Below are 23,306 nucleotides of genomic sequence, written 5' to 3'. Positions count from 1 at the left end.
TGTCGGATTTGAGACAGCACAAATTTAGGTGCGGTAGCGTACGGAAGCACTGCAACAAACTGCCTAATCTTCGGTCCAACAGCGATGCAACAACATTGCTGGCAATGAAACTTCTTAAACAAGATCGGGAGCTACCCTGTGAACAAATCAAAAAAAATCGCCCTCGCCGCAGCCGCCCTGTGTGCGTCGTTCTCCGTCATGGCCCAGGACGCGGTCATCAACCCTTCCTGGTACATCCAGCCTAGCGTGAACGGCATCAAGCCTGATTCGGACTTTGGCGTGGACAAGCGCGGCTACGGCGCCGGCCTGAAATTCGGCAAAGCCGTCAATGAAAACTGGGATGTGCAGATGGGCTACACCTATGCCCGCTCCCGTGAAAATGGCCAGCGCTACCAGCAGGACACGCTGGGCGTTGACGGCCTGTACCTGTTCTCGCGCAAATCGTTCCGTCCATTCATCCTGGTCGGTGTCGGTGCAGAACGCGACAAGGCCAACCTGAACGCCTTTGGCGAACGCAAAAAAACCTCGCCTTACCTGAGCGCCGGCCTGGGCTTCCAGGCCGATATGAGCGACCGCGTCACCTTCCAGGCCGACTTGCGTGACGTCCACGGTTTCATTCGTGGCGACAACTTCCCTAACAGCAAGAGCAACAACTATTACCTGACGGTAGGTTTGAACATCGCGTTTGACGCGCCACCGCGCCCAGCCCCACCGGCACCACCGCCAGCGCCAGTCGTGGCAGAACCACCACCACCGCCACCAGCACCGCTGCCACCGCCACCACCAGCGCCGGCACGTTTTGAAAAAGTGACCATGTCGGCCACCAAGATGTTTGAATTTGACAGCGCCAAGCTGACCGCCGACACCCCGAAACTGGATGAAATTGCCGCCGCCCTCAACGCCAATCCAAGCGTCGACAACGTCGTCATCACCGGCTACACCGACCGTCTGGGTAGCGACAAGTACAACCAGAAACTGTCCGAGCGCCGCGCCAATGCGGTCAAGGACTATCTGGTCAGCAAAGGCATCGCTGCCAACCGCCTGGTGGCCGAAGGCAAAGGCAAGGCCAATCCTGTGGTCCAGTGCAACAACAAGAAACGTGCTGACCTGATCGCCTGCCTGGAACCTAACCGCCGCGTTGAAGTGGAACAAATCACCATCGAACGCCGCGTCCCGTAATCTCGTCATCTCAGCCCCGCAACTCCGGTTGCGGGGCTTTTTTCATTTATGCAGACAAAAAATATCCTCTCGGTGCTGAAGTGCACCATCTCGGAATGGTTTGAACACCGCGGCGGCAGCATGGGCGCGGCGTTGGCGTTTTATACGCTGTTCTCGCTGGCGCCGATCCTGGTGCTGGTGCTGGCGATTGCCGGCTGGTTCTACGGGCCGCAGGCGGCACAAGGCGAACTGTTCGCGCAACTGCGCGGGCTGGTCGGCAGCCAGGGCGCGGAAGCCATCCAGGCCGTGCTGGCGGGAGCAAAGAACAAGGAGGAAGGCCGCATGGCGACGCTGATCGCCAGCGCCCTGCTGCTGTTTGGCGCCACCACCGTGTTTGCCGAACTCAAGGCCAGCCTGGACGCCATCTGGCAAGTCCCGCCGCTCACCAAGGGCACGCTGTGGGATACCATCCGCACGCGCCTGCTGTCGTTTGGCATGGTGCTGGTGCTGGCGTTCCTGCTCATGGTGTCGCTGGTAGTCAGCGCGGCGCTGACCCTGCTGGAAAAATTCTGGGGCAATTACTGGGCGGAAGCCGGGGTGGCGCTGACCGGCGTGAATATGGCCATCAGCTTCCTGGTGATCGCCGCGCTGTTTGGCGTGATCTTCAAGATGCTGCCGCGCGTGAAGCTGTCGTGGCACGACGTGACCATCGGCGCGATCGGCACGGCGGCCCTGTTCACGCTGGGGAAATATGCGATTGGTGCGTATATCGGCAATAGCGGCGTGGCCAGCAGCTATGGCGCGGCCGGTTCGCTGATTGCCTTGCTGCTGTGGGTGTATTACTCGGCGCAGATCTTCTTCCTCGGCGCCGAGTTTGCGCGGCAGTATGCGCTGCAACTGGGGAGCTTGCGCAACCGTTCACTCCCCCAATAGTTCCGCCACCACTTCCATGCCTTCGATGCGCTCGGCGACCACCTTGACGATCACGATGATGGGCACGCCGAGCAGCAAGCCCCACACGCCCCACAGCCAGCCCCAGAACAGCAGGCTGACAAACACCGCTGCCGCGTTCATGCGTGCAAAGCGGCCCGTCATCCAGGTGGCGACCACGGTGCCGATCAGCGTGGCGATCGCCAGCGAAGCGCCCATCACCAGCAAACTCATTTGCAGCGACTCGAACTGCAGGAAGGCGACCACGCCGGTGGCCAGCATGATGAGCAGCGGGCCGAAGTAAGGCATCAGGTGCAGCAAGCCGGCCACGATGGCCCAGGCGCCCGCATTTTCCAGGCCGATCCAGCGCAAGGCAATCCACATCAGCAAGGCCAGCGCGGAGTTGGTCACCAGCAGCATCAGCATGTATTTCTGGATCGAGCTGTTGATGTCTTCCAGGATGTGTACGGTGATCTTTTTCTTGGTCAGCGACGGTCCGGTCAGCTTGACGAGCTTGCGCTTGAAGGTGTCGCCCGACAGCAGCAGGAAAAACACCAGGAAAATCACCATGGTGGCCTGGCTCAGGAAGCCCATCACGCCCATGGAGCCGGCCCAGATCCAGTTCATCACCGGGATGCTGTCCGGTGCAGCGGCAGTGGCGGTGGCGCGGCGCGCAGCGCGGCGTTCCTGTGCCCCAGCAGTGGCCTGCTGCAGTTCGGTGGCGACATCCTGGATGCGCTGCAGTGCGCTGGGACCGCCGGTATGCAGGCGGTCCGACAACAGGCGCGACAATTTGTGCCCGGCAGTCGGCAGCTCATCCATGATGGACTGGAACTCGCCCTGCACCTTGTCCACCACCAGCACCGAGCTGCCCAGGATGACCGCAATAATCAGCGTGGTACCGATCAGACGTGGAATCCGGATGCGTTCGAGCCAGCACACTAGCGGACTGAACATGAAGGTAATCAGTATGCCCAGCAGCACCGGCACCAGAAAATCACGCGACCACTGTAGTGCATAGATAAACACCACGGTGGCAATCACGCCCAGTGCAAGGCCGCGCGCGTTGACGTGCAAGGGAAGACGGGGGGAAACACCTTCGGCGCCAACCGCCGAGGTAGTTGTGGATGGGAGGTCGGCAGGCTGGTTCATGATGAATAGAGAGAGGCCAGCGCGAGAGGCGCGCTGGCCGGGGTGGAATTACTTGACGTGGATGTCGTTCTTCACTGCAGTCACGCCTTTGACGCCGCGGGCGATTTCAGCAGCCTTGGCGATGTCGCCTGGCTGGGCCACGAAGCCGCTCAGCTGCACAGTGCCTTTGAAGGTTTCGACATTGATTTCCGTCGATTTCAGGCTAGGCTCGTTGAAGATGCTGGCTTTGACTTTGGTGGTGATGACGGAATCGTCGACATACTCGCCGGTGCCTTCTTTGGTGGAGGTCGATGCGCAGCCGGTCATGGCACCCAGCAGCGATACAGTGAACAGGGCAGTAGCGATTTTATGTGCGATTTTCATGGCGATTCTCCTTGGAGTAATTAAGAACATTTGAGTTTGTCAGCCAGCGGGACGTTGCCACGTCTCTGCTACCGATGTAGACGTTTTACGCGCCTTCCTGCCGGACCTCTGTACGCTACCGTACAAAAAACCCGCACGACTCAACAGGGTGCGTAAGCGCACAGACCCGCCCTGTTGCGCTGTCTATGCTGGACTCACACTTTTCCAGGAGGACAATATGAAACGCTCAACCACGTTTGCCGCCGCCATCTTGGCCGGCGCTGCCGTACTGAGCGGCTGCGCCAGCAACAACCAGCAGCCGCAACAGATCGGCTACATCAGCAACGACTCTTCCACCTACGGCACGATTGACGCCATTACCGTGGTCCAGGCCCGTTCGGGCGGCTCCGGCGTGGGCGCCGTCACCGGCGGCCTGATCGGCGGTCTGCTGGGTAATCAGGTCGGCTCCGGCGGCGGCCGCACCGCCGCGACCGTAGCCGGCGCCGTCGGTGGCGCCGTGGTCGGCAACAATGTCGAGAACAACCGCAACGCCGGCAAGCAGGAATACCAGATCAGCGTCCGCATGGACAATGGCGACACCCGCATCATCAACCAGGACAGCGTCTACGATCTGCGCGTGGGCAACCGCGTGCGTCTGATCGACGGCCGCCTGTACCGCTACTGACCCCATTGCCGGGACCAGTCCACTGCTTAAAACAAGGAGAATTTTATGGGTACCATCATTCTGATTATTCTGGTCCTGGCCTTGATCGGCGCACTGCCGACCTGGCCGCACAGCCGCGACTGGGGCTACGCGCCCAGCGGCATCACCGGCCTGATCGTCGTTATACTGCTGATTATGCTGCTGACCGGCAGGCTATAAACTCAGGAGAACATCATGGCTCGACACATCATCACCGGCGTGATGATGGCGTGCGCGGTCTGGGCCGCGCACGCACAGGACACCACGCCACCGCAAAACGTCCAGTTGCAGCACCAGGAAATCGCCAAAGGCGAACCCATGCGCTGGAAGCAGGCCGACACCACCAAGGCCGCACAGGAACACACGCTGCGCAAGGAAATCGGCGCCGCCCTGGCCGAAGCCAGGCAGGCGTGCCAGAAAGGCGCTGCCAGCGAACGCAGCAGCTGCCTCAAGGACGCCCAGCAAACCTACAAGGATGACATGGCCAAAGTGCCGCAGATCCTGGCAGACAACAAGCAATAAAAAACGAGGGCCGCATCTGCGGCCCTCGTTTCATTCCTGCGTACGCTTGTGCCGCAGCAGCCAGGCCACCCCGGCCCCGGCCACCACCGCTAACGCCAGCGCCGGCTTGATCAAACGCTTGCGCGCAATGAACGAACCGACCGTCAGCGCATACGGCATCAGCGACTTGAGCGAGCGGAAATTCAAGCCACTCAAACCACCCGGCTGCAGCAACCCGCCCAGGCGCGCCTGGGCCATGCCGACCGCATGCTCGACGGCGCCGTGCATCAGCGCGTCCGGCTGCAGCGCCTGGGTCACCAGCGCCTTGGCGTGCACCACCTTGATGCGATACAGCTCGCCTTCGCGTATCAGTCTTAGTTTTTCCGCCGCCACGGCGGCCTCTTCTTGATGGCTCATCGGCGCTCCTTAGACCAGCATATCGCGGTCGGATTTGAGTTCTGCCATGGTGGCCGGCAACGACAGCTTGCCGCTCGCGATCATGGCGCGCGCGTACACGATCAGGCCAATGGCGATCAGCAGAAACACGCAGGTGATGATCGGCAAGATGGTCCAGCCCAGCGACTGCCAGGCCAGATAGGCAATGGTGACGGTGGCATAGGCCAGCGCAAAGCAGCCCGCCACCACCGCCAGCGCAAAGACCAGCACCAGCTTGAGGAGGTGATTGCGCACCTCCGCCAACTCCAGCGCGGCCAGCTCCAGCCGGTTGAGCAGCAGGCCGATCGCGTTGCGGGTCACCAGACCCAGCGACGCAATCAAACCCGGCGGACGATTTCCTTCGTCTTGCGACACGATGGCTTACTTACGGCCGATGATGACGCCGATCAGCAGGCCGACGCCGGCTGCCACGGCAATCGAACGCCATGGGTTTTCCTTGACGTATTCGTCGGCCTGCTTGGCGGCTTCCTTGGTGGCAGCCACTGCGCTGACCTGCGCCTCATGCGCCTTGGCCAGTGCGGTGTCCAGTGCGCGCATGCCGCGGCCGCGCAGTTCTTCGGCCTTTTCGCCAGTCAGCGCGGTAGCGGCGGTGAACAATGCCTGGGCATCTTTAACCAGAGTTTTCACGTCGTTATTCACGGTACTGATGTTTTGTTCCAGCATGATGAAGCTCCTGTTGTGGTTGTTGATGTGAAAACTGTACAGCAAATGAAGCTGCAGTGTCTTTATCCGTGTTCGTCAAGCAAATCACGCATATCGTCGGCGTGTTCTTCTTCGACCGCCATGATCTTGATCAATAACTGGCGGGTGGTCGGGTCGGAATCACCGATTTGCTGAATCATCTGCCGGTACGATTCAATCGCCACGCGCTCGGCAATGAGGTTGGCGCGGACCATCGATTGTACGTCTTCTGACGCATCATACTCGGCATGGCTGCGTGCGAGCAATGTTGCCGGGTTGAAATCAGGTTCACCGTTGAGCTGGACAATGCGCTCGGCCAGCCAGTCGGCGTGCTCCTGCTCCTGGTTCGCATGCTCCAGGAACTCGGCCTTGATGCCAGCGTTCTCGCGCCCCGCCACCGTGTAATAGTGGCGTTTGTAGCGCATGATGCAGACCAGTTCGGTTGCGAGTGCGCCGTTGAGCATCGCGATCACTGCCTCGCGGTCGCCGCGATAGCCTGCGGTGACAGCGCCGTCCTCGAGATTGCGGGCGGCGGCGCGGATGGCTTCGATGTCGATGCCTGCCGGATGGGTGGGATTGGATTCAGCCATGATAGTCCTTCCTAGTGTAATAAATTAGCGGCGGTTGGCAATCGGTGCGCCGTTTTGCGACAGCACGATTTCCACACGACGATTCAGCTGGCGGCTGCCAGCATCAGCATTGCTGGCGACGGGATAGGCTTCGCCGTAGCCACGGGTAGCGATCTTGCCGGGTGGGACACCCAGGCCGGACAGCGCGGCACGCACCGATTCGGCACGGCGCTGCGACAGTTCCAGATTGTGCGACGAGGTGCCAGTGCTGTCGGTAAAGCCTTCGACCAGCACCACGCTTTGTGGTTCCTGCATCAGCACGTCAGCGACTTTCTGCGCGGTGCGCATGCCTTCGGCGCTCAGTTCAGCGCGGTCGACATTGAACAGCACGTCGTTGAGGGTAATCACGATGCCGCGGTCAGTCTGCTTGGCTTGCAGGTCGGCCAGCTGCTGTTGCAGCGCGGCGTTCTTGGATTGCTCGTCGCGCGCCGAATTGGCAGCCGCCTCGGCTTGCATGCGGGCGGCGTCGGCATCAGCCTTGGCCTGCTCGGCCTGGGTACGGGCGCGGTCGGCGCTGGCGCGGGCCTGGTTGGCTTCCGCGGTGCGGGCTTCAAGACGGATTTCATCGCGTTGACGGGCGGCATTGGCCACATCGCTTTCCGCCTGCTTGGCCTTGGCGGCTTCCTGTGCGGTGGCGATCTTCTGCTTGGCGATGTAGGCCAGCTTGTCGATCTCATCCAGGCTGTCCTTCTTCGCGGCAGCGGCGTTGGCGCGGTCCAGCGCATCCGAGGCGGCCTTGAATTCCAGCGGCGCGTTCGATGCCACCGATGGATTGCCCTGTGCCGCCGAGAAGTCGCTGCGCGCCTGTTCCAGCTGCGAAGTGGTGGTCGGCGTGCTGCTGCAGGCAGCAAACATCACGGACATGGCAAAGGCAACAGGCAGCAGAGTGATTTTTTTCATGATGGGCTCCGGGATGATTTATTGTTGGCTGGTGGCGTTGGCGCGGGCCACTTCTTCACGCAGCAGACGGATATTTTTTTGCAGCTCATCGGCAGCCGTGGTGGCTTTGGCCGAGTTGGCTTTGCTCTGGGCCAGCTGGGCGTCAGCCGACGCTTGCGTTGCCAGGTCTTGCGCGGTCTTGTAATCCTTGGCCGCCAGCGCCTGATTGGCGCGCATCAGCTTGTCGCGGGCAGACTGCATTTCCGCTGGCGCCAGATCGGCAGCACCAGCACTGGTGGCAGCAGCCACGGCTTCGCGCGACACTGCGACGTCAGCGGTAGCGGGCGTTTTATCGCTGGCGCAGGCGCTCAGGCCAGCCACCAGGGCGATGCCGCACATCATTTGCCATTGAGTATTCAGATTCATCATTATTGTTCTCCTCAAAAAAATGAACGGTACAGTTGATGTTATAGCCCCATGCTGCTTTGGCATCAGTACGGTGCCGCACAAAAACGCCGAGTGTGTAAAATGAGGCAACTATAAAAATTCAGCTGGTCTCCCATGTCCATGTCCCTATCCCGCCGAACCCGTATTACCCTGGCTGCCAGCAGCGTTGTGCTGGCGGTGCCCGTGATTGCCGCCGCCGTGCTGGCCAGTTACGACTGGAACCGCGCACGGCCCTGGCTCAACGAAAAAATCAGCGCCGCCATCGACCGGCCATTCGAGATCCGTGGCGCGGTCTCCCTGACCTGGCAACAGCAGGGCAACAACGGTCAGGACCGCACCTGGCGCGACTACCTGCCGCTGCCGCACCTGCTGGCCAGCGACGTCCACGTCGGCAATCCGCGCGGCATGCAGGCGCCGGCCGAGATGGCCAGCGTCGGCCAGTTCGCGTTTGTCATCGAGCCCCTGCCGCTGCTGCGCCAGCGCATCCAGATCCCGGTGCTGCGCTTCGACCATCCCAAGCTGCTGCTGCAGCGCGACGCCGACGGTCACAACAACTGGACCTTCAAACGCGAAGACAAGCGCTCCGCCTGGTCGCTGGACGTGCAGCGCGTGGTGTTCTCGAAAGGCGCAATACGCTACATCGATGCCATGACCCAGGTTGACGCCAGCGCCCAGGTCGACACCATCAACGACGCCCGCTACGGCGTCGCCTGGCAGTTGCACGGCAAGTGGAACCAGCAGGACGTGAGCGGCAGCGGCAAGGCCGGCGCCGTGCTGTCGCTGCAAGAACAGACCACGCCCTACCCGCTGGCGGCCAACCTGGAGGTGGGCGGCACCCGCATCAGCGTTGAAGGCACGCTGACCAAGCCTGCAGCGCTGGCCGCGCTCGACATGCGCCTCAAACTGTCCGGCCCCAGCATGGCGCGCCTGTATGGCCTGACCGGCGTGCTGTTGCCCGAGACGCCGCCATTCGTCACCGAAGGCCACCTCAGCGGCAACCTCGGCGCCAACGCCAGCCATTGGGTGTACGACCAGTTCACAGGCAAGGTCGGCCAGAGCGACATCGGCGGCAAGCTCGACTTCAAAACCGGGGCGCCGCGGCCGCTGCTGAGCGGCGCCGTGCAATCGCGGCTGCTGCAAGTGTCCGATTTGGGGCCGCTGATCGGCGCCGACTCCAACGCCAGCAAGGAGGCGCGCGGCGCCGATACGGTCCAGCCCGGCAACAAGGTGCTGCCGGTAGAAACCTTCCGCACCGAGCGCTGGACCGCGATCGATGCCGACGTCAACTACAAGGCCGCGCAAATCACCCGCGACAAAAATCTGCCGATCCATCAACTGGAAACGCAGATCCACCTCAAGGACGGTGTGCTGTCGCTGAAACCGTTGAACTTCGACATCGCCGGCGGCCGCTTCAACTCCACCGTCATGCTGGATGGCAGCGGCAAGATCAATCCACAGGCGATCCGTGCCGAACTCAAGGCCGGCGCCCAGCACCTGCAACTCAAACAGCTGTTCCCCGGCATCGAAGGCATGCAGGCCACCGTGGGCGAAGTCAACGCCGACGTCTCGCTGTCCGCCACCGGCAACTCGGTGGCCGGGCTGCTGGGCTCATCCAATGGCGAGCTCAAGGGCGTCATCAACCAGGGCAGCGTGAGCAAGCTGCTGCTCGAAGAAATGGGCCTCAACCTCGGCAGCGTGGTGCTGACGCGCCTGGCCGGCGACAAACAGGTCAAGCTCAACTGCATGGTGACCGACTTCGCCGTAACCCATGGCGTGATGAAATCGCGGCTGTTCGTGGTGGACACCTCCGAAGCCAAAATCGACATCGGCGGCACCGTCAACCTGGACAACGAAAAACTCGACCTCACACTCAAGCCCGACGCCAAGAGTGTGCGCGTGATCTCGCTGCGCGCGCCGATCTACGTGCGCGGCACCTTCAAGGCGCCCGAGGTCAGCGTCGACAAAGGCACACTGGCCCTGCGCGCGGGCGGCGCGCTGGCGCTGGCCGTGGTAGCGCCGGTGGCCGCCATCGTACCGCTGGTCAGCACCGGCCCGGGCGAGACGGCCGGCTGCCAGGCCTTAATGGCACAAGTTGCCGCCAAACCAGTCGCGCCCGCGCCGGGCAAGTAAATCCCGGCTATGTGATGTGCCGAACGGAAGCGCGCGCCCAGCTTGCGTAATCTGGCCCCATCGGTGAGCGCAATACCGCGCCCCACCTGCCAGAGGAGAACATCATGAACAACATCAAGCGTATTGCAGCAACCGCCGCCGTGCTGGCGGCCACCCTGGGTCTGAGCGCCTGCGCAGGCATGTCGAATCAGGACCGCAACACCGCAGTAGGCGCTGGCGTTGGCGCCGTCGCCGGCTCGGTCCTGACCGGCGGTAGCGCAGTCGGCACCGTCGGCGGCGCAGCCGTCGGCGGCGTGATCGGCAACCAGGTACAAAAGCCACCACGTTAATCCCCGCCGCCTCAACCAACAACGGACCTGCGGGTCCGTTTTTCATTTCGGGGTCAGGTCCGTCATTTCTACACGAACCCGGCAGTAGCTGCGGCTACTGCCGGGTTCGTGTAGAAATGACGGACCTGACCCCTATTTGTCTTTGAACATGGTGTAGCAGTGGCAGGAGACGGACTCCAGGCCGGCGGAGTCGAGGATTTCGATGTTGCCGCGGCTGTAGCTGATGAGTTTTTGCTGCTGCAGCGCGCTGGCTGCCTTGGTGACGCCGACGCGCCGTACGCCCAGCGCATGGGCGAGGAATTCGTGCGTGAGGTGGAATTTTTCCGATTGCAGACGGTCACGCGTAATCAGCAGCGAGCGCGCCAGCCGCGCTTCCAGTACGTGGAAGCGGCTGCACACGGCGATCTGCTGCGCCTGCGCCAGCAAGGTGTCGGTGTAGCGATGCAGCAGCCGCTGCAGGGAATCGAGCCGGTGGAATTCGGTGACGAAGTCTTCCACCACCATGCGATACGCACGCCCGGAGCGCTGCACCACGGCGCGGATCTGCGCCAGTTCGTGGCCCAGCACCGAGGAGGCGCCGATCATGCCTTCGCGCCCCACAGCGCCGACCTCGAGCGTCATGCGCCCTTCCGCCACCGCCAGCAGTGACAGCAGGCAGTCGATCGGGAAGTAGACGTAGCGCACCGCCTGACCCGGCTCGCTCAGCACCTGGCCATTTTCCACCCGCACCGTTTCGCATTTCTCGGCGAGCTGCAGCTGTTCGTCGTCCGGCAGGCAGGCCAGCAGGCGGTTGTTCGCCAGCCGTGGCTGGGCGCGGTCGTCGTCGGTGAAGGGTGAGATCGAGGTGTGCATGTGACCAAGAGTAAGGGCAATGAATTGCTCTGTATGTACGGTGACGCACGGAAGAAATACATGTCCTGAAGGAAAATATGCGGCGCAATGCACCATCTCAACCAATAAAAAGGACACCTCATGGACACCCCCAACAACAAACCAGGCACGCATCCGGTCATGGTCATCGCCGCTGTCGCGGTGGTGCTGTTCTGCGGCGTCGGCAGCGCCGCGATACTGGGCTGGCTGCCCACCTCGAACGCCTCGGTACCCGCCGCTGTGAGCGGCATGCCGCCCGCGCCTGCAGCATCGCAGCAGATGGCCTATAACAGTGCGGCGCCGGCCACGGCAGCGGCCGTGCAGCAGGGCCCGGGTCAGGTGCAGGAACAGGAAGCGCGTCAGGCGCCATGCACCAGCTGCGGCACGGTGGAATCGGTACGCTCGGTAGAACACCGTCCACAAGGCAGCGGCGTCGGCGCGGTCGGTGGCGCGGTGCTTGGCGGCCTGCTGGGCAACCAGGTTGGCAGCGGCCACGGCCGTCAGCTGGCGACGGTGGCCGGTGCGGTCGGCGGCGCGGTGGCGGGCAACCAGATCGAAGGCAATATGAAAACCTCGTATAGCTGGAATATCGTGGTCCGCATGGACAATGGCACCAAGCGCACCTTCCATCAATCGGCGCAGCCAAACTGGCGCTCGGGCGACGCCGTGCGCGTGGTGAACGGCCAGTTGCGTTCGATGGACTAAGGCGCTAGGTACGGCAGCGTACAGAATCGGCGCCGGGTTTTGTTGATAATGGTTTCAACACAACCCGAGGAGAGAATCATGCTATATACCATCGCTGTAGTTCTGCTTATTCTGTGGCTGCTGGGCCTGGTGACTTCGTACACTATCGGCGGCTTCATTCACATCCTGCTGGTAGTGGCCATCATCATGGTTCTGCTGCGCCTGATTAGCGGACGCGGCGTGTAGCCTTCTCCGCTATCGGTTGAAACGGCGCCAACGGCGCCGTTTTCATTTATGCTCATTGTTTTTGGAAGGAGACACCATGAAACGTCTGTTGATTTCGCTGGCGATGCTGGCCGCAGTTTCCGCTTCCGCACAAACCATCAAGCCGGGCTTATGGGAAACCAATAGCAAGGTCAAGACCGGCAATGCCCAGACCGACCAGGCCATGAGCGCGGCCCTGTCGCAGCTGGCCGCCCTGCCGCCGGAACAGCGCGCGCAGATGGAGGCGATGATGGCCAGGAACGGCGTGTCCATGCCCAAGGCGGGCGCCAATGGCGGCATCACCATGACCGCCTGCGTTACGCCAGAAATGGCGTCGCGCAAGGAGATACCGCTGAATCAGAAAGGCAAATGCACATCCCAGCAAGATCAGGTGCCCGGCGGCTTGAACATCGCGTTCACCTGTACCGATCCCGCGTCCAGCGGCAATGGCCAGCTGCGCTTCCAGGGCGACAGCGCCTACACCATGACCATGAACGTCACCAACAACAGCGGCACCGGCCCGCAGCAAGCGACGGTGGAGTCGACCGGGCGCTGGCTCAGCGCCACCTGCCCGGCCAGGCCGCAGTAATTACTGGGTGTCGGAGAACGCGAAGTAGCGGTCGCGCGCCAGCGTTGCGACCGGCCCCACCGGCAAGATGCGTGCCTCGTAGCGCACGCAAGGCGTAACCTTGCCGTAATTGCCGGTGTTGAAGATTTCAACGGCGGTTTCCAGTTCTTCCGGGCGCACGCTGCGCTCTTCCACCACGACCCCTTCCTTGGCCAGCAGGTCGATCACGCGCGCACGCGTAATGCCGGACAGGAAAGTGCCATTGGCCACCGGCGTCACCACCTTGCCGGCTGGCGTGACAAAGAACAGGTTGGCCGACGCAAACTCCGCCACGTTGCCGGTGCTGTCGCACACCACGGCATTGTCAAAGCCGCGATCGCGCGCTTCACGCAATGCCTTGGAGGTGTTGGCATACAGCGATGATGCCTTGGCATCGGTCGGCGCCATGTTGGCGTCCGGACGGCGCAGCTGCGACAGGCAGGCCGAGAAGCCGGTAAATGGCGGCACCGGCGCATCAAACAGGGTCAGCGCAAACGCGCTTTTTTCCGGCACGGGTATCAGCAGGCCATCGGTACCAAATACGAGCGGACGGATGTACAGCTCGGCATCCGCCGGAAACTTGGCCACGCCTTCGCGCACCAGCTGTTCCATCTGATCGACCGTCAGCGGGCACGACAGGCCCAGACGGTCGGCCGAGGTAATCACGCGCTGCAGGTGCAAACGCAGGTCGGCCATGTGGCCACGGATGGAACGGGCGCCGTCAAACACGGACGAACCGAGCCAGACGCTGTGGTCCATGGCGCCAAACAGCGGCGCATTGCCTTCGGCCCAGTTGCCGTTGAAGTAAGTGAGATACATGCTCAATCCTGGTGTCAAAACCAGCAATTTAGCATGTTTAGAAGGAATGCTTGAGGCCGACGTTGATGGCGCGATCACCGCTGCCGCGGCTAGTGGCGTTGCCCACCGTGTAGCCGGCGCCGTTGCGGTTCTGGATTTTGGCGAACGACGCATACACATTGGTGCGCTTGGAGAACGCATAGCTGGCGCCGACCGCAAGCTGGTTGGCATCGCGGTCCGCCAGGCCACGGTCATCCTTGTGGATGTAGGACGCCAGGAAAGTGGTTGCGCCCATCGGCACCGCCACACCCACCAGCACGTCACGGCTGTTGGTCGAGAAGTCGCGCTGCGCGACCGCGCCATACGGGTTGGATTCATCCCACTGCATGCTGCCATCACCCTTGCTGTGACCATACGCCGCATAGCCCACGAAGCGGCCGAAATCGACATTGGCGGCCACCAGCGAATTGCTGGCCGACTGGTCGACCGGCGGCGTAGTACCGGTCGCATCCAGCAGGTTTTCCTTGCGCTGATGGGTGAGCGTGAGATTCACCGGGCCTTTTTCATAGCCCAGCGTGGCGCCATACGCGCGGTTGACCTTGTTGTTGTAGGGCGATTCGCCAAAGCTGTAAATCACCGAACCCAGCAGGCCGCTGCGCGAGCGCGGCGATTTGTATTTGATGGTGTTGTCATAGCGCTTGGTGGTATAGCCGACCAGGTTGGCCGCGCTGCCCGCCATGCCGCCATGGAAGGGATCGGCCACATCGGTGAGCGCTTCGTACACCAGGTTGTACTGGCGGCCCAGCGTCACCAGCCCGAGCGGGCTGTCCAGCCCGACGAAGGCCTGCCGGCCGAACAGGCGGCCGTTCTGGTCCGACCGTCCGGTGTCGCCGAGCACGCCGGCTTCCAGCGTGTAGACGGCCGCCGTGCCGTTGCCAAGGTCTTCGCGCCCGCGCACGCCCAGCCGTGAGCCAGTCGACACACCGCTGTCGAGCCGCGTGCGGGTGCAGTCGCCCTGGCAACCGCGTTCGGCTACCACGCCGGCATCCACCACACCGTATACTTCCACCGCTGACGGTGCTTGGGCCGCTGCGGTCAGCGGTGCAATCAAAGCCATTGAAATGAGAGCGGATTTCATGATGAGTCGGATGCGTAAGGTAACAGGTTACGTGTTGAAGCCAGTGTAGGCCGCCCTGGCCGCGCGCTCTGTGCGGGCAATCACGCAGCATGCATCTTTCGCAATGGAAACATATGTACGCCAACGTACATACAGCGCCAGGTGGGGCGGGTATACTCGGCCCATGCTAGAAATCCTTGAACAAATCAACGCAGAGAGCAGCGATATCGGCCTGATGGTCGCGCTGTTTGACACCCTGCGCCCCAAGCGCGCCAGCGATGGCGCCCGTGCCACCGCCAACGTCCGTACCCTGACCCAGCTGTTGAAAGGCAGCCCGGCGCACGCGCTGGCCCTGCGCAACTACGCGCGCAACATCATCGCGGCCCGCCGCCACGCCAGCCTGTACACCGAAATCGGCGTGCTGTCGAATGACGGCTTCTTCTCCGAACTGCGCACGCGCATCGCCTACCGCATCCTGCCGCCCGCGCTCGGCAACGACTACCTGAGCGAGGCGCTGGACCAGATCGTCTACAAGCGCACCGACTACCTGTGGATGGGCGCCGTGCCGGCCGACGACTGGATCGCCCTGTTCGACGTCATCTGCTACGCCGAGCAGCGCTCGTGCGCACCGCGCGTCGGCAATATCATGCTGCCAGGGCTGCTGGACGCGATCCGCACGCTGTCCTACCGCGTGTGCGCAATCGGCCTGGAGCCACGCCTGACCAATTTCCACACCGAGATGGAAACCTACGAATCGCCCTTCATGGTGCAGAACTTCGAGGTCAACGCCTATCTCGACGTCTACCAGCGCAAGCTGGCCGGTGAAGAAGTCGATATCGAAGACGTCCGCCACCTGCTGGTGATGCTGGACCAGTGCGACGCCGTCATCGCCAAGATCCGCAAGAAAGCGCTGAACCAGGGCACCAGCATCGCCCTCACCTACCTGCTGGTGTCGCTGACGCAAAGCCTGGCGCGCATGCGCAAGCTGCTGTTCCTGGTCGACGTCCACGCCGAAGACCAGCATGCCCGCCGCGACGCCGCCGTCGCGCTGGCGCTGGAACTGACCGAGGCGCACAACAACAAATACATGATCAGCGACCTGCTGCGCGACAATGTCGATCTGCTGGCACGCAACGTCACCGAGAACGCCAGCCACACGGGCGAACACTACGTGGCCGACAGCCGCAAGGAACTGCGCGGCATGTTCGTGTCCTCTGCCGGCGCCGGCCTGGTGATCGGCTTCATGGCGCTGTTCAAGATCCTCATGTCCTACCTGCGCGCGGCGCCGCTGGTGGAAGCCTTCCTGTTCAGCATGAACTACTCGCTGGGCTTCATGTTCATCCACCTGCTGCACTTCACGGTGGCCACCAAGCAGCCGGCCATGACCGCGTCGCGCATCGCCGCCGGCCTGCACAGCAAGGACGGCCGCAATATCGATATCGACAGCATGGCCGAACTATGCGCCAAGGTGATCCGCACCCAGAACATGGCCGTGCTGGGCAACCTGGCGGTGGCAATTCCCACCGCCTGGCTGATCGCCATGGCCTGGCCCTACATGACCGGCCACCACCTGGTGTCGCCGGAAAAAGCCATGCACCTGCTGCACGACATCGATCCCATCCACGCGCCAACGCTGATTTACGCGGCGATTGCCGGCGTCTGCCTGTTCGTGGCGGGCCTGATTTCGGGCTACTACGACAACAAGGCGCTGTACACGCGCTGGGCGCAGCGCATCTCGCAGCTGCGCGGCCTGCGCTGGCTGCTGGGCCAGGAACGCCTGGACCGGCTGGGCGTCTACATGGAAAACAACCTGGGCGGGCTGATGGGGAATTTCTTCTTCGGCATCCTGCTCGGCGTGATGCCGTTCATCGGCTTCGTGCTCGGCATGCCGCTTGATATCCGGCACGTGACCTTCTCGTCGGCCAACTTTGCGACAGCAATTGTTGGACTCGATCACAATGTCAGCTGGGAACTGGTTGTGACCTCGGTGGCAGGTTTCCTTTCCATCGGGACAGTCAATCTGCTGGTCAGTTTTGGCCTGGCGCTGTGGGTTGCGCTGCGCTCGCGCCAGGTGCGCTTCAAGCACGGCTGGCAGCTGACCAAAGCACTGGGCCGCCGGTTCCGTACCAGCCCGATGTCATTCTTCTTCGGATCCAAGGCAGAAGAACCAGCGCTGCTGCCTGACGAATCAACCACCACTGAAAAGGCTCACAGATGAAAACCCTGCGCATGCATTTCTGGCTACCGGTGCTCCTGATGAGCTGGGGCTTGCTGGGCGCATGCGCATCGCTGCCCAATGTGACTCAGCTCGGCGACAAGCTCGAGCCCGCGCCTACGCCCACCGTCAAAGGCCCGAATGGCGAACTGAGCGACGCGCGCGCCAAGGCGTTGCTGGCCAAGCGCTGGACCAAGGGCACGCTGAACTTGCAGGAACAGGCCGCACTGGAAGAAGCGGCCACCGGCGTCCCGCTCATCGCCGGCAACAAGACCACCTTGCTGTTTGACGGTCCGCAGACCATGGCGGAAATGCTCAAGGCCATCACCACCGCGCGCAACAACATCAACCTCGAAACCTATATTTTCGACCAGGACGAGCTGGGCCTGAAATTTGCCGATGCGCTCATTGAAAAGCAGCAGCAAGGCGTGACCGTCAACATCCTGTATGACAGCGTCGGCACCATCGGCGTGCCGGCCGAATTCTTCAAGCGCATGCGCAATGCCGGCATCCGGCTCATCGAATTCAACCCGGTCAACCCGGCCAAGGTCATCGGCGACAGCTGGAAGCTCAACAACCGCGACCACCGGAAGGTGCTGATCGTCGATGGCAAGGTCGCCTTCACGGGCGGCATCAACATCAGCGCCACCTATGCCAAGAGTTCGCTGTTCCGCTCGGCCTCCAAGCCCACCGACAAGTCGCAGGTCGGCTGGCGCGACACCCACATCAAGGTGGAAGGCCCGGCCGTGCAGGCGTTCCAGTGGCTGTTCGTGCGCCAGTGGGCCTCGCAGGACAAGGACGACCTGCCGGAAGCCGACTACTTCCCCAAACCCGTCATCGCGGGCGACAAGGTGGTGCGGGTACTGGGCAGCGATCCGGGCGGCCAGTTTGAAATCTACAAGGCGTATGCGCTGGCAATCCAGGAGTCCCGGAAATCCATCCACATCACCTCCGCCTATTTTGTGCCGGACCGGCAAACCGTGGACGCCCTGATCGCGGCCGCGCGGCGCGGCGTCGACGTCAAGATCGTGCTGCCCGGCGTTTCCGATAGCGGCCTGGTGTTCTATGCCGGTCACGCGTTTTATGATGACCTGCTGGAAGCAGGCGTCAAGATCTACCAGCTCAAGCTGGCAGTGCTGCATGCCAAGACCGCCGTGATCGACGGCCGATGGTCCACGGTCGGCTCGACCAATATCGACACCCGCAGCTTCCTGCACAACAGCGAGCTCAACGTCATTGTCATGGGCGACGCCTTTGGCACCGAAATGGAGCGCGCCTTCCAGGAAGACATGCGCGACTCCAACCTCATCACACTGGAAGCCTGGCGCCACCGCCCTTGGTCCCACCGCATGAAAGAATGGGCGGCCCGCTTCATGAACTACTGGCTCTAAAGTTCGGGGTCAGTGCCGACATTCGGACATTTCGCCAGCGAAATGTCCGAATGTCGGCACTGACCCCGAACTTCAGGCTTCGGCGGCGAGCGACCAGGTGTCGCCGCTGCGGCGGAAGCATTCGGTGTGGACTGGCTCGAAACTGGCCGTGCCTTCGATCCAGCTGTAGCGCTGGACCTGCACATCATCCGGCGCTACGCGCAGTACATTGAAGGAATTGGATTCGCCGCGCCCGCGCGTGGAGGTGGCGGTACCGGCCTGCACCACCAGCGCCGCATAGCCGCTGATCTTGTAGCGCTGCGCGCTATTGCCCGCATGGCTAGAATGCAGATGGCCGGCCAGCAGCACATCGACGCCGCATTCCGAAAACGCCTGCATGGCCATGGGCGCGCGGTCGACCAGGTCGTCCTTGTCGAAGGTGTCCGGCAAATCAAACGGATGGTGGGTGACGATGATGCGTGTATGGTCCGGTCCCACCGCACTCATGCGCTGCTTCATCTGCGCAATTTGCTCGTGGTTGATGCGGCCATCTTTAAAGGTCAGCGAGCGCGCCGTATTGATGCCGAGGACGGCAATTTCGTCATCCACATATTCCGGCGCCAGGTCCAGTGTGACGTAGCGCGTGTATTTGCGCAGCGGTGCCAGGAAGCGGCTGGCGACGTTGTACAGCGGGATGTCGTGATTGCCGGGGACCACGATCTGCGGCCCGGGCAAGGTATCGAGCCAGGCGCGCGCGGCCTTGAATTCTTCGGTCTTGGCGCGCTGGGTCAGGTCGCCGGACACCACCACCACATCCGGCGCCAGCCGGGTCACCAGCTCCTGCAGCGGCCGCAGCAGGTCCTGATCGACACGGCCGAAATGCAGATCGGATAAATGGACGATGGTGCGCATGCTCTCCTCCTAGGCGGCCGGCGCAATCACATGCAGCGCCGAGGCTCTTGAACGATAGCACAGTGGCGGCTTCATCAGCGTTACCTCACCATCGGTGGCCACGCGCAGATGATGATGGCGCGTTTCGATTTCCAGCGACGACGCCGACAGCACATCAAAGTCGCGCGCCGCCTGCAGCGTGCCAAACAAGGCGTGCATCGCGTAGCGCAGCAAGCCCAGCCGGGTTGGCTTCTGCGCCACGTACAGGCACAGCTTGCCCGTATCCAGGCGCTCGCGCGCGCCCATGGTCAGGCCTTGCAGGTATTCGTTGTTGCCGATGAAGACAAACGGCGTGCGGCGCAAATGCTCTTCGCCGTTGATCTTCAGGCGCACGCTGAGGAAAGGAAAACGCCGCAGTGCGGCAAACAGCGCGCGGCCAAACGCCGGCCACTTGCCCCGTCCCAGATGGCGCTGCTGCTGTTCACGGTCGCGCACGATGTCGGGATAAATCCCCAGGCTGGAGTTGTTGAGGAAGATGCGGCCATTGACTTCGCCCACATCGACCTTGCGCGCCTTGTTGCCCACGATGTAGGCCACGGCCTCGTCCAGGTCCAGCGGCAGCTTGAGGTCCTTGGCAAAGTGGTTCAGCGTCCCCAGCGGCAGCACGCCGAGCCAGGTCTCGGTGCCGGCCAATACCGACGCCACGGCGTTCATGGTGCCGTCGCCGCCGCCCGCCACCACGGTCGGTGCGCCATCAGCCACGGCGCGCTGGGCGCGTTCTATCATCTCTTCACCGCTCTTGGCCAGCGTGATGTCGGCTTCAGCGCCATGGCTGCGGAATTTCTCCAGCAACGCTTCCGCCCAGCCCCCGCAATATCCCAAGCCTGCACTCGCATTCACGATGACGACGAATTTATTCATATGATTTATATAGTTTTAGCCTCACGGCGACGGCGCAGCGTGGAGATCGCGGTGATGCACACCGCCAGCCAGGCCACGCTCTCAGCCATGGCCGCCAGCACATCGCTGACATAATGCGCGCCCAGATAGACCCGGCTGAATGCCACCAACAATACCATTGTCAGGCAGAGCACCACCGTTCCCAAGCGCACACTCCACGCCGGCCGGGCAATCACCAGATAGCTCACCAGCAAACCATAAAAACAGGTGGCGGCCGTGGTGTGGCCGCTGGGGAAGCTGTACGTCGCCAGCATCACCAGGGGCTCGTCAAATACCGGCCGCGTACGCTGGAACAGATGTTTCAGCATCACATTCAGCACCATCCCGCCCGGCACGCTGACGACCAGCGCCAGCAGCCAGTAGCGCGCCTGCGCCCGCCATAAATACAGTGCCAGCAGGCAGAACAGCACTACCATGCCCGCCACCGAATGCATGGCCGATACGCCCAGCATCAGGCTGGTATAGGGCTCGGTGGCATGGGCATTGAACCAGTGCGCCACCTGCACGTCCAGCAGGGTGATGGCTTGCTGCCCCATCACGGCCTCGGCCAGTTCGTGAAACACATAACCGGACACCAGCAGCAATGCCATGCCCACGGTCAAATGCAAACCGAACTCACCGCCAGGAGACAGTCTTGCCTCCACGAAATTGAGCAATTTACTAAAAATTTGGTCCTCCCTGCTTGACTGCCGATGAAGTTGGCGTAAAAACCACGAAATAGCGAATTTACTGTTTATTTGCACAGTACCTGTTTATTCATACAGTAGTTATGCTATTCTGAACTCCTCGTTAAACACACCAACCCAAAAGGAAACGTCATGAGCACTCTGAACAGCAGCTTTGGCTCCCGCTTCGGCCTGGAATACCTGCCTACCTCTTTCATGGTTCGCATGGGCAAACGCGAAATGATGGTGTGCCGCGACTTCCGCAAGCGTTTCTACGCGGTGAACCCGATCATGGAATGCGATACCGGTGTACAGGCTGGCCATCTGGAAGTGCTGCTGTTCCGCCGCTGGCTGCTGATCCTGTCGAAGTCGAAAGCACATTAATGGTTGCCGGAGCCAGTTGCCCAGCCCATGCACAAGACCGGCCGGCAGATGCCGCGACCTCGCTTGCGCTCCTCACCTGGGTTTGGCAACTGGCGAACCGACATCCGTCGCAGTCGCTGGATTCGCCTCGTGCCACAGCGTTACAAACAGCACCATCACGACTGGACCGATAAACAGTCCTACCAGGCCCAGGGTTTCTACCCCGCCTAAAATACCGAACAGTACGGCCAGGAAGGGCAAACGCGTGGCGTTGCCGATAATACCTGGCCGTACAAAGTGATCGGCAACGAAGAGCACGACACCGCCCCACGCGGCGACAGCAATCGCCGCCGGAATGGCGCCGTTGAAGGCCAGTACACCGGCCCCGCTGACGAACGCCAGTGGTGCGCCAAAAGGAATAATCGCCAGAACACCGGTTGCCGCCGCCCACAGTGCGGGTGATGACAGGCCGGCGAACGCATAGCCAATGCCGATCAAGATGCCTTCCGCCAGGCCCACCAGCACCAGGCCGTTGACGGTGGCGCGGATCGCGGTCGGGATCTTTGCCGAATAGTGCTGCCAGCGCAGTTCGCTGAACCAGTGGCTGCCCAGCGCATTGATCTGGCGATTGAGGACTTCGCCATCCTTGTAGAAAAAGAACAGGCAGAGAAACGCCAGGCCAAAATCCACCAGGCGGTGCATCACGCCCACGCCCACCACTTTGATCAGGTCACTGGCCGAGTGGAAGCCGTTGATTTCGCGGTCGGAGAACAGATGCGCCAGACCATGCGGCTGGCTCAAGGTCGCCTGCCACCAGTTGGTGATGGCGTCGCCGATCACAGGCAGGTGCTGGACAAACCCCGGCACGGCAATGCCATCCGTATTGGCATTGACGATGTAGTTGGCGAGGACGGGCGCTTGCCTTGCCGCCTGTGCCACGCCCAGCAGCACGGGTACGATAAATACCGCTGCCATGAGCAGCGTCAGCACGGCAGCCGCGATGATGTGATGGCGGCCGAAGCGCATGCGGATGCGCTGGTACAGCGGCCAGGTGGCCACGCATAAAATTCCAGCCCAGATCAGCGGCAGGAAGAATCGCTGCATCACGAAGGCGGCCAACACTATCAGTGTCAGCGAAAAGCCCGCGCTGAGGATGTCGCGCTGGGTTTCGGTCATTGCTCTCTCCCGATCATTATTGTTGGCGCTATGTTAAGCGCATTTTGACGCAATGCAACCAAACGCGACGCCAGTTTCAGGTGGCCTTAAGCTTTCTCACACTGCGCGCGCAAGAAGTCGCGCAGCTGCAGCACGGTGGGCGTGATCTGCGAGCGGTGCATGAAAATCATGTGCAGCGCAGTACGCTCGCCCAGCACATCCGGCAGCAGGATCTGCAAGCGGCCGGCGCGAATGTCCGCACTCAGATCCAGCCGCGACTTGTAGGCGATACCCAGTCCGGCCACGGCCCAGCGCCGCACCACGTCCGCATCGTCCACGCTGCGGTTGCCGTTGACGTGGACGACCTCCGGCCCGGACTGCGCATCGCGGTAGAAGCTCCAGCGGTCGTGGATGACATCATCCAGCACAAAGCGCAGGCAATTGTGGCGCGCCAGGTCATCGAGCGAGTTCAGCTTGCCATGCTGTTTGATGTATTCCGGCGACGCCACCAGCACGCGGCGGTTTTCCGGCGCCAGCGGCAAGGCGATCAGGCTGGAGTCTTCCTGCGCGCCATAGCGGATGGCGATGTCCACCGGCTGCCGGTACATATCCGACACGCGGTCGCTGATGCTGAGCTGGAAGCTGATTTTTGGATATTGCGCCTGGAATTCATCCAGCCAGCCCACCACCATGTTGCGGCCCAGGTCGGACGGCATGGAGATCTTGAGCGTGCCGCCCAGGGTTTCCTGCCCCTGCATCAAGGTATCGTGCCCCTCTTTGAGCAGGCGCAAGGCTTCCCGCGCGTGACGCAGATAATGCTCGCCCTCCTCCGTCAACCGCAGTGACCGTGTGGTGCGGGCAAACAGCCGCAGCTTCAACTCACCTTCCAGCCGCTTCACGGCAGCGCTGGCCAACGCCGGTGAAATCTCCAGCTCGCGTGCCGCAGCCGACAAGCTGCCACGGTCGGCGGTGCGGACAAACACGGTTAAATCATCGAGGCGCAGCAATTT

Annotated in this window: 29 protein-coding genes; 13 read left to right on the top strand and 16 right to left on the bottom strand. The window is 62.1% G+C overall.

What is annotated here, in order from left to right; all coding sequences use genetic code 11:
* Positions 1-138: 138 nt before the first annotated feature.
* Both BUA36_RS16785 and BUA36_RS16780 read left to right on the top strand, forming a co-directional pair.
* Complete coding sequence (locus BUA36_RS16785; RefSeq protein ID WP_072786353.1) at positions 139-1,179, top strand: OmpA family protein; 1,041 nt, start codon at positions 139-141, stop codon at positions 1,177-1,179.
* Between the two features lie 48 nt (positions 1,180-1,227).
* The gene (locus BUA36_RS16780) at positions 1,228-2,091 is read left to right on the top strand and encodes a YihY/virulence factor BrkB family protein (RefSeq protein ID WP_072786352.1); all 864 of its coding nucleotides are present in this window, start codon (positions 1,228-1,230) and stop codon (positions 2,089-2,091) included.
* Here the strand turns inward: BUA36_RS16780 and BUA36_RS16775 are convergent.
* Together BUA36_RS16775 and BUA36_RS16770 are read right to left on the bottom strand one after the other, a co-directional pair.
* Complete coding sequence (locus tag BUA36_RS16775) at positions 2,077-3,240, bottom strand: AI-2E family transporter (protein ID WP_084560205.1); 1,164 nt, start codon at positions 3,238-3,240, stop codon at positions 2,077-2,079. The genes BUA36_RS16780 and BUA36_RS16775 overlap by 15 nt on opposite strands.
* Before the next feature lie 48 nt (positions 3,241-3,288).
* Positions 3,289-3,603, bottom strand: a complete 315-nt coding sequence (locus BUA36_RS16770) for a BON domain-containing protein (RefSeq protein ID WP_072786348.1) — start codon at positions 3,601-3,603, stop codon at positions 3,289-3,291.
* A gap of 217 nt (positions 3,604-3,820) precedes the next feature.
* Between BUA36_RS16770 and BUA36_RS16765 the strand changes: the two genes are divergently transcribed.
* Genes BUA36_RS16765 through BUA36_RS16755 form a run of 3 tightly spaced genes read left to right on the top strand, consistent with a single transcriptional unit; the run spans position 3,821 to position 4,807 of the window.
* A complete protein-coding gene (locus tag BUA36_RS16765) occupies positions 3,821-4,267 on the top strand; it encodes a glycine zipper 2TM domain-containing protein (RefSeq protein ID WP_072786346.1) in 447 nt (148 codons plus the stop codon).
* Positions 4,268-4,312: 45 nt separating this feature from the next.
* Positions 4,313-4,465: a DUF3309 domain-containing protein gene (locus BUA36_RS16760; RefSeq protein WP_072786345.1), complete on the top strand. Its 153-nt coding sequence runs from the start codon at positions 4,313-4,315 to the stop codon at positions 4,463-4,465.
* Between the two features lie 15 nt (positions 4,466-4,480).
* On the top strand, positions 4,481-4,807 hold the full coding sequence (locus BUA36_RS16755) for a hypothetical protein (RefSeq protein WP_072786343.1): 327 nt from the start codon (positions 4,481-4,483) through the stop codon (positions 4,805-4,807).
* Positions 4,808-4,837: 30 nt separating this feature from the next.
* Here BUA36_RS16755 and BUA36_RS16750 read toward each other — a convergent pair whose 3' ends face one another.
* From BUA36_RS16750 to BUA36_RS16725, 6 genes are all read right to left on the bottom strand, one after another.
* A complete protein-coding gene (locus tag BUA36_RS16750) occupies positions 4,838-5,203 on the bottom strand; it encodes a hypothetical protein (protein WP_072786341.1) in 366 nt (121 codons plus the stop codon).
* Between the two features lie 9 nt (positions 5,204-5,212).
* The gene (locus BUA36_RS16745) at positions 5,213-5,596 is read right to left on the bottom strand and encodes a phage holin family protein (protein WP_072786338.1); all 384 of its coding nucleotides are present in this window, start codon (positions 5,594-5,596) and stop codon (positions 5,213-5,215) included.
* A gap of 6 nt (positions 5,597-5,602) precedes the next feature.
* Complete coding sequence (locus BUA36_RS16740) at positions 5,603-5,905, bottom strand: ElaB/YgaM/YqjD family protein (protein ID WP_072786777.1); 303 nt, start codon at positions 5,903-5,905, stop codon at positions 5,603-5,605.
* Positions 5,906-5,967: 62 nt separating this feature from the next.
* Positions 5,968-6,513, bottom strand: a complete 546-nt coding sequence (locus BUA36_RS16735) for a ferritin-like domain-containing protein (RefSeq protein WP_072786337.1) — start codon at positions 6,511-6,513, stop codon at positions 5,968-5,970.
* Between the two features lie 24 nt (positions 6,514-6,537).
* Positions 6,538-7,452: an OmpA family protein gene (locus tag BUA36_RS16730; RefSeq protein WP_072786335.1), complete on the bottom strand. Its 915-nt coding sequence runs from the start codon at positions 7,450-7,452 to the stop codon at positions 6,538-6,540.
* 18 nt (positions 7,453-7,470) lie between these two features.
* Complete coding sequence (locus BUA36_RS16725) at positions 7,471-7,860, bottom strand: DUF4398 domain-containing protein (protein ID WP_072786334.1); 390 nt, start codon at positions 7,858-7,860, stop codon at positions 7,471-7,473.
* Between the two features lie 138 nt (positions 7,861-7,998).
* Between BUA36_RS16725 and BUA36_RS16720 the strand changes: the two genes are divergently transcribed.
* Together BUA36_RS16720 and BUA36_RS16715 are read left to right on the top strand one after the other, a co-directional pair.
* Positions 7,999-10,008: an AsmA family protein gene (locus BUA36_RS16720; protein ID WP_072786776.1), complete on the top strand. Its 2,010-nt coding sequence runs from the start codon at positions 7,999-8,001 to the stop codon at positions 10,006-10,008.
* 104 nt (positions 10,009-10,112) lie between these two features.
* Positions 10,113-10,337, top strand: coding sequence for a YMGG-like glycine zipper-containing protein (locus tag BUA36_RS16715; RefSeq protein WP_072786332.1), 225 nt, complete (start codon positions 10,113-10,115; stop codon positions 10,335-10,337).
* 132 nt (positions 10,338-10,469) lie between these two features.
* Here the strand turns inward: BUA36_RS16715 and BUA36_RS16710 are convergent, their stop codons facing one another.
* Positions 10,470-11,189, bottom strand: coding sequence for a Crp/Fnr family transcriptional regulator (locus BUA36_RS16710; protein ID WP_072786330.1), 720 nt, complete (start codon positions 11,187-11,189; stop codon positions 10,470-10,472).
* 120 nt (positions 11,190-11,309) lie between these two features.
* On the opposite strand from BUA36_RS16710, the gene BUA36_RS16705 reads away from it, so the two are divergent.
* The 3 genes from BUA36_RS16705 (at position 11,310) to BUA36_RS16700 (ending at position 12,744) form a co-directional block, all read left to right on the top strand.
* Positions 11,310-11,912: a glycine zipper 2TM domain-containing protein gene (locus BUA36_RS16705; RefSeq protein WP_072786329.1), complete on the top strand. Its 603-nt coding sequence runs from the start codon at positions 11,310-11,312 to the stop codon at positions 11,910-11,912.
* 78 nt (positions 11,913-11,990) lie between these two features.
* On the top strand, positions 11,991-12,137 hold the full coding sequence (locus BUA36_RS30375) for a lmo0937 family membrane protein (RefSeq protein WP_008446864.1): 147 nt from the start codon (positions 11,991-11,993) through the stop codon (positions 12,135-12,137).
* 76 nt (positions 12,138-12,213) lie between these two features.
* Complete coding sequence (locus tag BUA36_RS16700; protein ID WP_072786328.1) at positions 12,214-12,744, top strand: DUF3617 domain-containing protein; 531 nt, start codon at positions 12,214-12,216, stop codon at positions 12,742-12,744.
* Here BUA36_RS16700 and BUA36_RS16695 read toward each other — a convergent pair whose 3' ends face one another.
* Together BUA36_RS16695 and BUA36_RS16690 are read right to left on the bottom strand one after the other, a co-directional pair.
* Positions 12,745-13,581: a branched-chain amino acid aminotransferase gene (locus tag BUA36_RS16695; protein ID WP_072786327.1), complete on the bottom strand. Its 837-nt coding sequence runs from the start codon at positions 13,579-13,581 to the stop codon at positions 12,745-12,747.
* A 37-nt stretch (positions 13,582-13,618) separates the two neighbouring features.
* Entirely contained in the window at positions 13,619-14,698 is a 1,080-nt protein-coding gene (locus tag BUA36_RS16690; RefSeq protein ID WP_072786325.1) for a porin, read from the bottom strand.
* Between the two features lie 163 nt (positions 14,699-14,861).
* Here BUA36_RS16690 and BUA36_RS16685 point away from each other — a divergent pair, with 163 nt between their 5' ends.
* Both BUA36_RS16685 and cls read left to right on the top strand, forming a co-directional pair.
* Positions 14,862-16,895 (top strand): site-specific recombinase, encoded by a 2,034-nt coding sequence (locus BUA36_RS16685; protein WP_072786323.1) that lies wholly within the window; start codon positions 14,862-14,864, stop codon positions 16,893-16,895.
* Complete coding sequence (gene cls, locus BUA36_RS16680; RefSeq protein WP_072786321.1) at positions 16,892-18,283, top strand: cardiolipin synthase; 1,392 nt, start codon at positions 16,892-16,894, stop codon at positions 18,281-18,283. Before BUA36_RS16685 ends, cls begins: the two co-directional genes overlap by 4 nt.
* Before the next feature lie 72 nt (positions 18,284-18,355).
* On the opposite strand, the gene BUA36_RS16675 is transcribed toward cls, so the two are convergent.
* From BUA36_RS16675 to BUA36_RS16665, 3 genes are read right to left on the bottom strand one after another with little or no spacing between them, the layout of a single operon-like run.
* Positions 18,356-19,174 carry a metallophosphoesterase family protein gene (locus BUA36_RS16675; protein WP_072786319.1) on the bottom strand — a complete coding sequence of 273 codons (819 nt, stop codon included), beginning with the start codon at positions 19,172-19,174 and terminating at the stop codon, positions 18,356-18,358.
* A 9-nt stretch (positions 19,175-19,183) separates the two neighbouring features.
* Positions 19,184-20,074 carry a diacylglycerol/lipid kinase family protein gene (locus BUA36_RS16670; protein ID WP_072786317.1) on the bottom strand — a complete coding sequence of 297 codons (891 nt, stop codon included), beginning with the start codon at positions 20,072-20,074 and terminating at the stop codon, positions 19,184-19,186.
* A gap of 5 nt (positions 20,075-20,079) precedes the next feature.
* On the bottom strand, positions 20,080-20,721 hold the full coding sequence (locus BUA36_RS16665; protein WP_229255733.1) for a phosphatase PAP2 family protein: 642 nt from the start codon (positions 20,719-20,721) through the stop codon (positions 20,080-20,082).
* Positions 20,722-20,931: 210 nt separating this feature from the next.
* Here BUA36_RS16665 and BUA36_RS16660 point away from each other — a divergent pair, with 210 nt between their 5' ends.
* Positions 20,932-21,162 carry a hypothetical protein gene (locus tag BUA36_RS16660; protein WP_072786315.1) on the top strand — a complete coding sequence of 77 codons (231 nt, stop codon included), beginning with the start codon at positions 20,932-20,934 and terminating at the stop codon, positions 21,160-21,162.
* A gap of 72 nt (positions 21,163-21,234) precedes the next feature.
* Here BUA36_RS16660 and BUA36_RS16655 read toward each other — a convergent pair whose 3' ends face one another.
* Positions 21,235-22,317 carry an AI-2E family transporter gene (locus tag BUA36_RS16655; protein WP_072786314.1) on the bottom strand — a complete coding sequence of 361 codons (1,083 nt, stop codon included), beginning with the start codon at positions 22,315-22,317 and terminating at the stop codon, positions 21,235-21,237.
* Between the two features lie 86 nt (positions 22,318-22,403).
* Complete coding sequence (locus BUA36_RS16650) at positions 22,404-23,303, bottom strand: LysR family transcriptional regulator (protein ID WP_072786312.1); 900 nt, start codon at positions 23,301-23,303, stop codon at positions 22,404-22,406.
* Positions 23,304-23,306: the final 3 nt, after the last annotated feature.

The sequence above is a fragment of the Duganella sacchari genome (assembly GCF_900143065.1).
Classification (GTDB): Bacteria; Pseudomonadota; Gammaproteobacteria; order Burkholderiales; family Burkholderiaceae_D; genus Rugamonas; species Rugamonas sacchari.
Note: the sequence above shows the minus strand (reverse complement) of the source record. Positions and strands in the feature narration are given on the sequence as shown.

Excerpts from the sequence above, each read along its gene's own strand:
- BUA36_RS16780 (WP_072786352.1), top strand. The coding sequence starts at position 1,228 with ATGCAGACAAAAAATATCCTCTCGGTGCTGAAGTGCACCATCTCGGAA.
- BUA36_RS16775 (WP_084560205.1), bottom strand. The coding sequence starts at position 3,240 with ATGAACCAGCCTGCCGACCTCCCATCCACAACTACCTCGGCGGTTGGC.
- BUA36_RS16770 (WP_072786348.1), bottom strand. The coding sequence starts at position 3,603 with ATGAAAATCGCACATAAAATCGCTACTGCCCTGTTCACTGTATCGCTG.
- BUA36_RS16765 (WP_072786346.1), top strand. The coding sequence starts at position 3,821 with ATGAAACGCTCAACCACGTTTGCCGCCGCCATCTTGGCCGGCGCTGCC.
- BUA36_RS16760 (WP_072786345.1), top strand. The coding sequence starts at position 4,313 with ATGGGTACCATCATTCTGATTATTCTGGTCCTGGCCTTGATCGGCGCA.
- BUA36_RS16755 (WP_072786343.1), top strand. The coding sequence starts at position 4,481 with ATGGCTCGACACATCATCACCGGCGTGATGATGGCGTGCGCGGTCTGG.
- BUA36_RS16750 (WP_072786341.1), bottom strand. The coding sequence starts at position 5,203 with ATGAGCCATCAAGAAGAGGCCGCCGTGGCGGCGGAAAAACTAAGACTG.
- BUA36_RS16740 (WP_072786777.1), bottom strand. The coding sequence starts at position 5,905 with ATGCTGGAACAAAACATCAGTACCGTGAATAACGACGTGAAAACTCTG.
- BUA36_RS16735 (WP_072786337.1), bottom strand. The coding sequence starts at position 6,513 with ATGGCTGAATCCAATCCCACCCATCCGGCAGGCATCGACATCGAAGCC.
- BUA36_RS16730 (WP_072786335.1), bottom strand. The coding sequence starts at position 7,452 with ATGAAAAAAATCACTCTGCTGCCTGTTGCCTTTGCCATGTCCGTGATG.
- BUA36_RS16725 (WP_072786334.1), bottom strand. The coding sequence starts at position 7,860 with ATGATGAATCTGAATACTCAATGGCAAATGATGTGCGGCATCGCCCTG.
- BUA36_RS16720 (WP_072786776.1), top strand. The coding sequence starts at position 7,999 with ATGTCCCTATCCCGCCGAACCCGTATTACCCTGGCTGCCAGCAGCGTT.
- BUA36_RS16715 (WP_072786332.1), top strand. The coding sequence starts at position 10,113 with ATGAACAACATCAAGCGTATTGCAGCAACCGCCGCCGTGCTGGCGGCC.
- BUA36_RS16710 (WP_072786330.1), bottom strand. The coding sequence starts at position 11,189 with ATGCACACCTCGATCTCACCCTTCACCGACGACGACCGCGCCCAGCCA.
- BUA36_RS16705 (WP_072786329.1), top strand. The coding sequence starts at position 11,310 with ATGGACACCCCCAACAACAAACCAGGCACGCATCCGGTCATGGTCATC.
- BUA36_RS30375 (WP_008446864.1), top strand. The coding sequence starts at position 11,991 with ATGCTATATACCATCGCTGTAGTTCTGCTTATTCTGTGGCTGCTGGGC.
- BUA36_RS16700 (WP_072786328.1), top strand. The coding sequence starts at position 12,214 with ATGAAACGTCTGTTGATTTCGCTGGCGATGCTGGCCGCAGTTTCCGCT.
- BUA36_RS16695 (WP_072786327.1), bottom strand. The coding sequence starts at position 13,581 with ATGTATCTCACTTACTTCAACGGCAACTGGGCCGAAGGCAATGCGCCG.
- BUA36_RS16690 (WP_072786325.1), bottom strand. The coding sequence starts at position 14,698 with ATGAAATCCGCTCTCATTTCAATGGCTTTGATTGCACCGCTGACCGCA.
- BUA36_RS16685 (WP_072786323.1), top strand. The coding sequence starts at position 14,862 with ATGCTAGAAATCCTTGAACAAATCAACGCAGAGAGCAGCGATATCGGC.
- cls (WP_072786321.1), top strand. The coding sequence starts at position 16,892 with ATGAAAACCCTGCGCATGCATTTCTGGCTACCGGTGCTCCTGATGAGC.
- BUA36_RS16675 (WP_072786319.1), bottom strand. The coding sequence starts at position 19,174 with ATGCGCACCATCGTCCATTTATCCGATCTGCATTTCGGCCGTGTCGAT.
- BUA36_RS16670 (WP_072786317.1), bottom strand. The coding sequence starts at position 20,074 with ATGAATAAATTCGTCGTCATCGTGAATGCGAGTGCAGGCTTGGGATAT.
- BUA36_RS16660 (WP_072786315.1), top strand. The coding sequence starts at position 20,932 with ATGAGCACTCTGAACAGCAGCTTTGGCTCCCGCTTCGGCCTGGAATAC.
- BUA36_RS16655 (WP_072786314.1), bottom strand. The coding sequence starts at position 22,317 with ATGACCGAAACCCAGCGCGACATCCTCAGCGCGGGCTTTTCGCTGACA.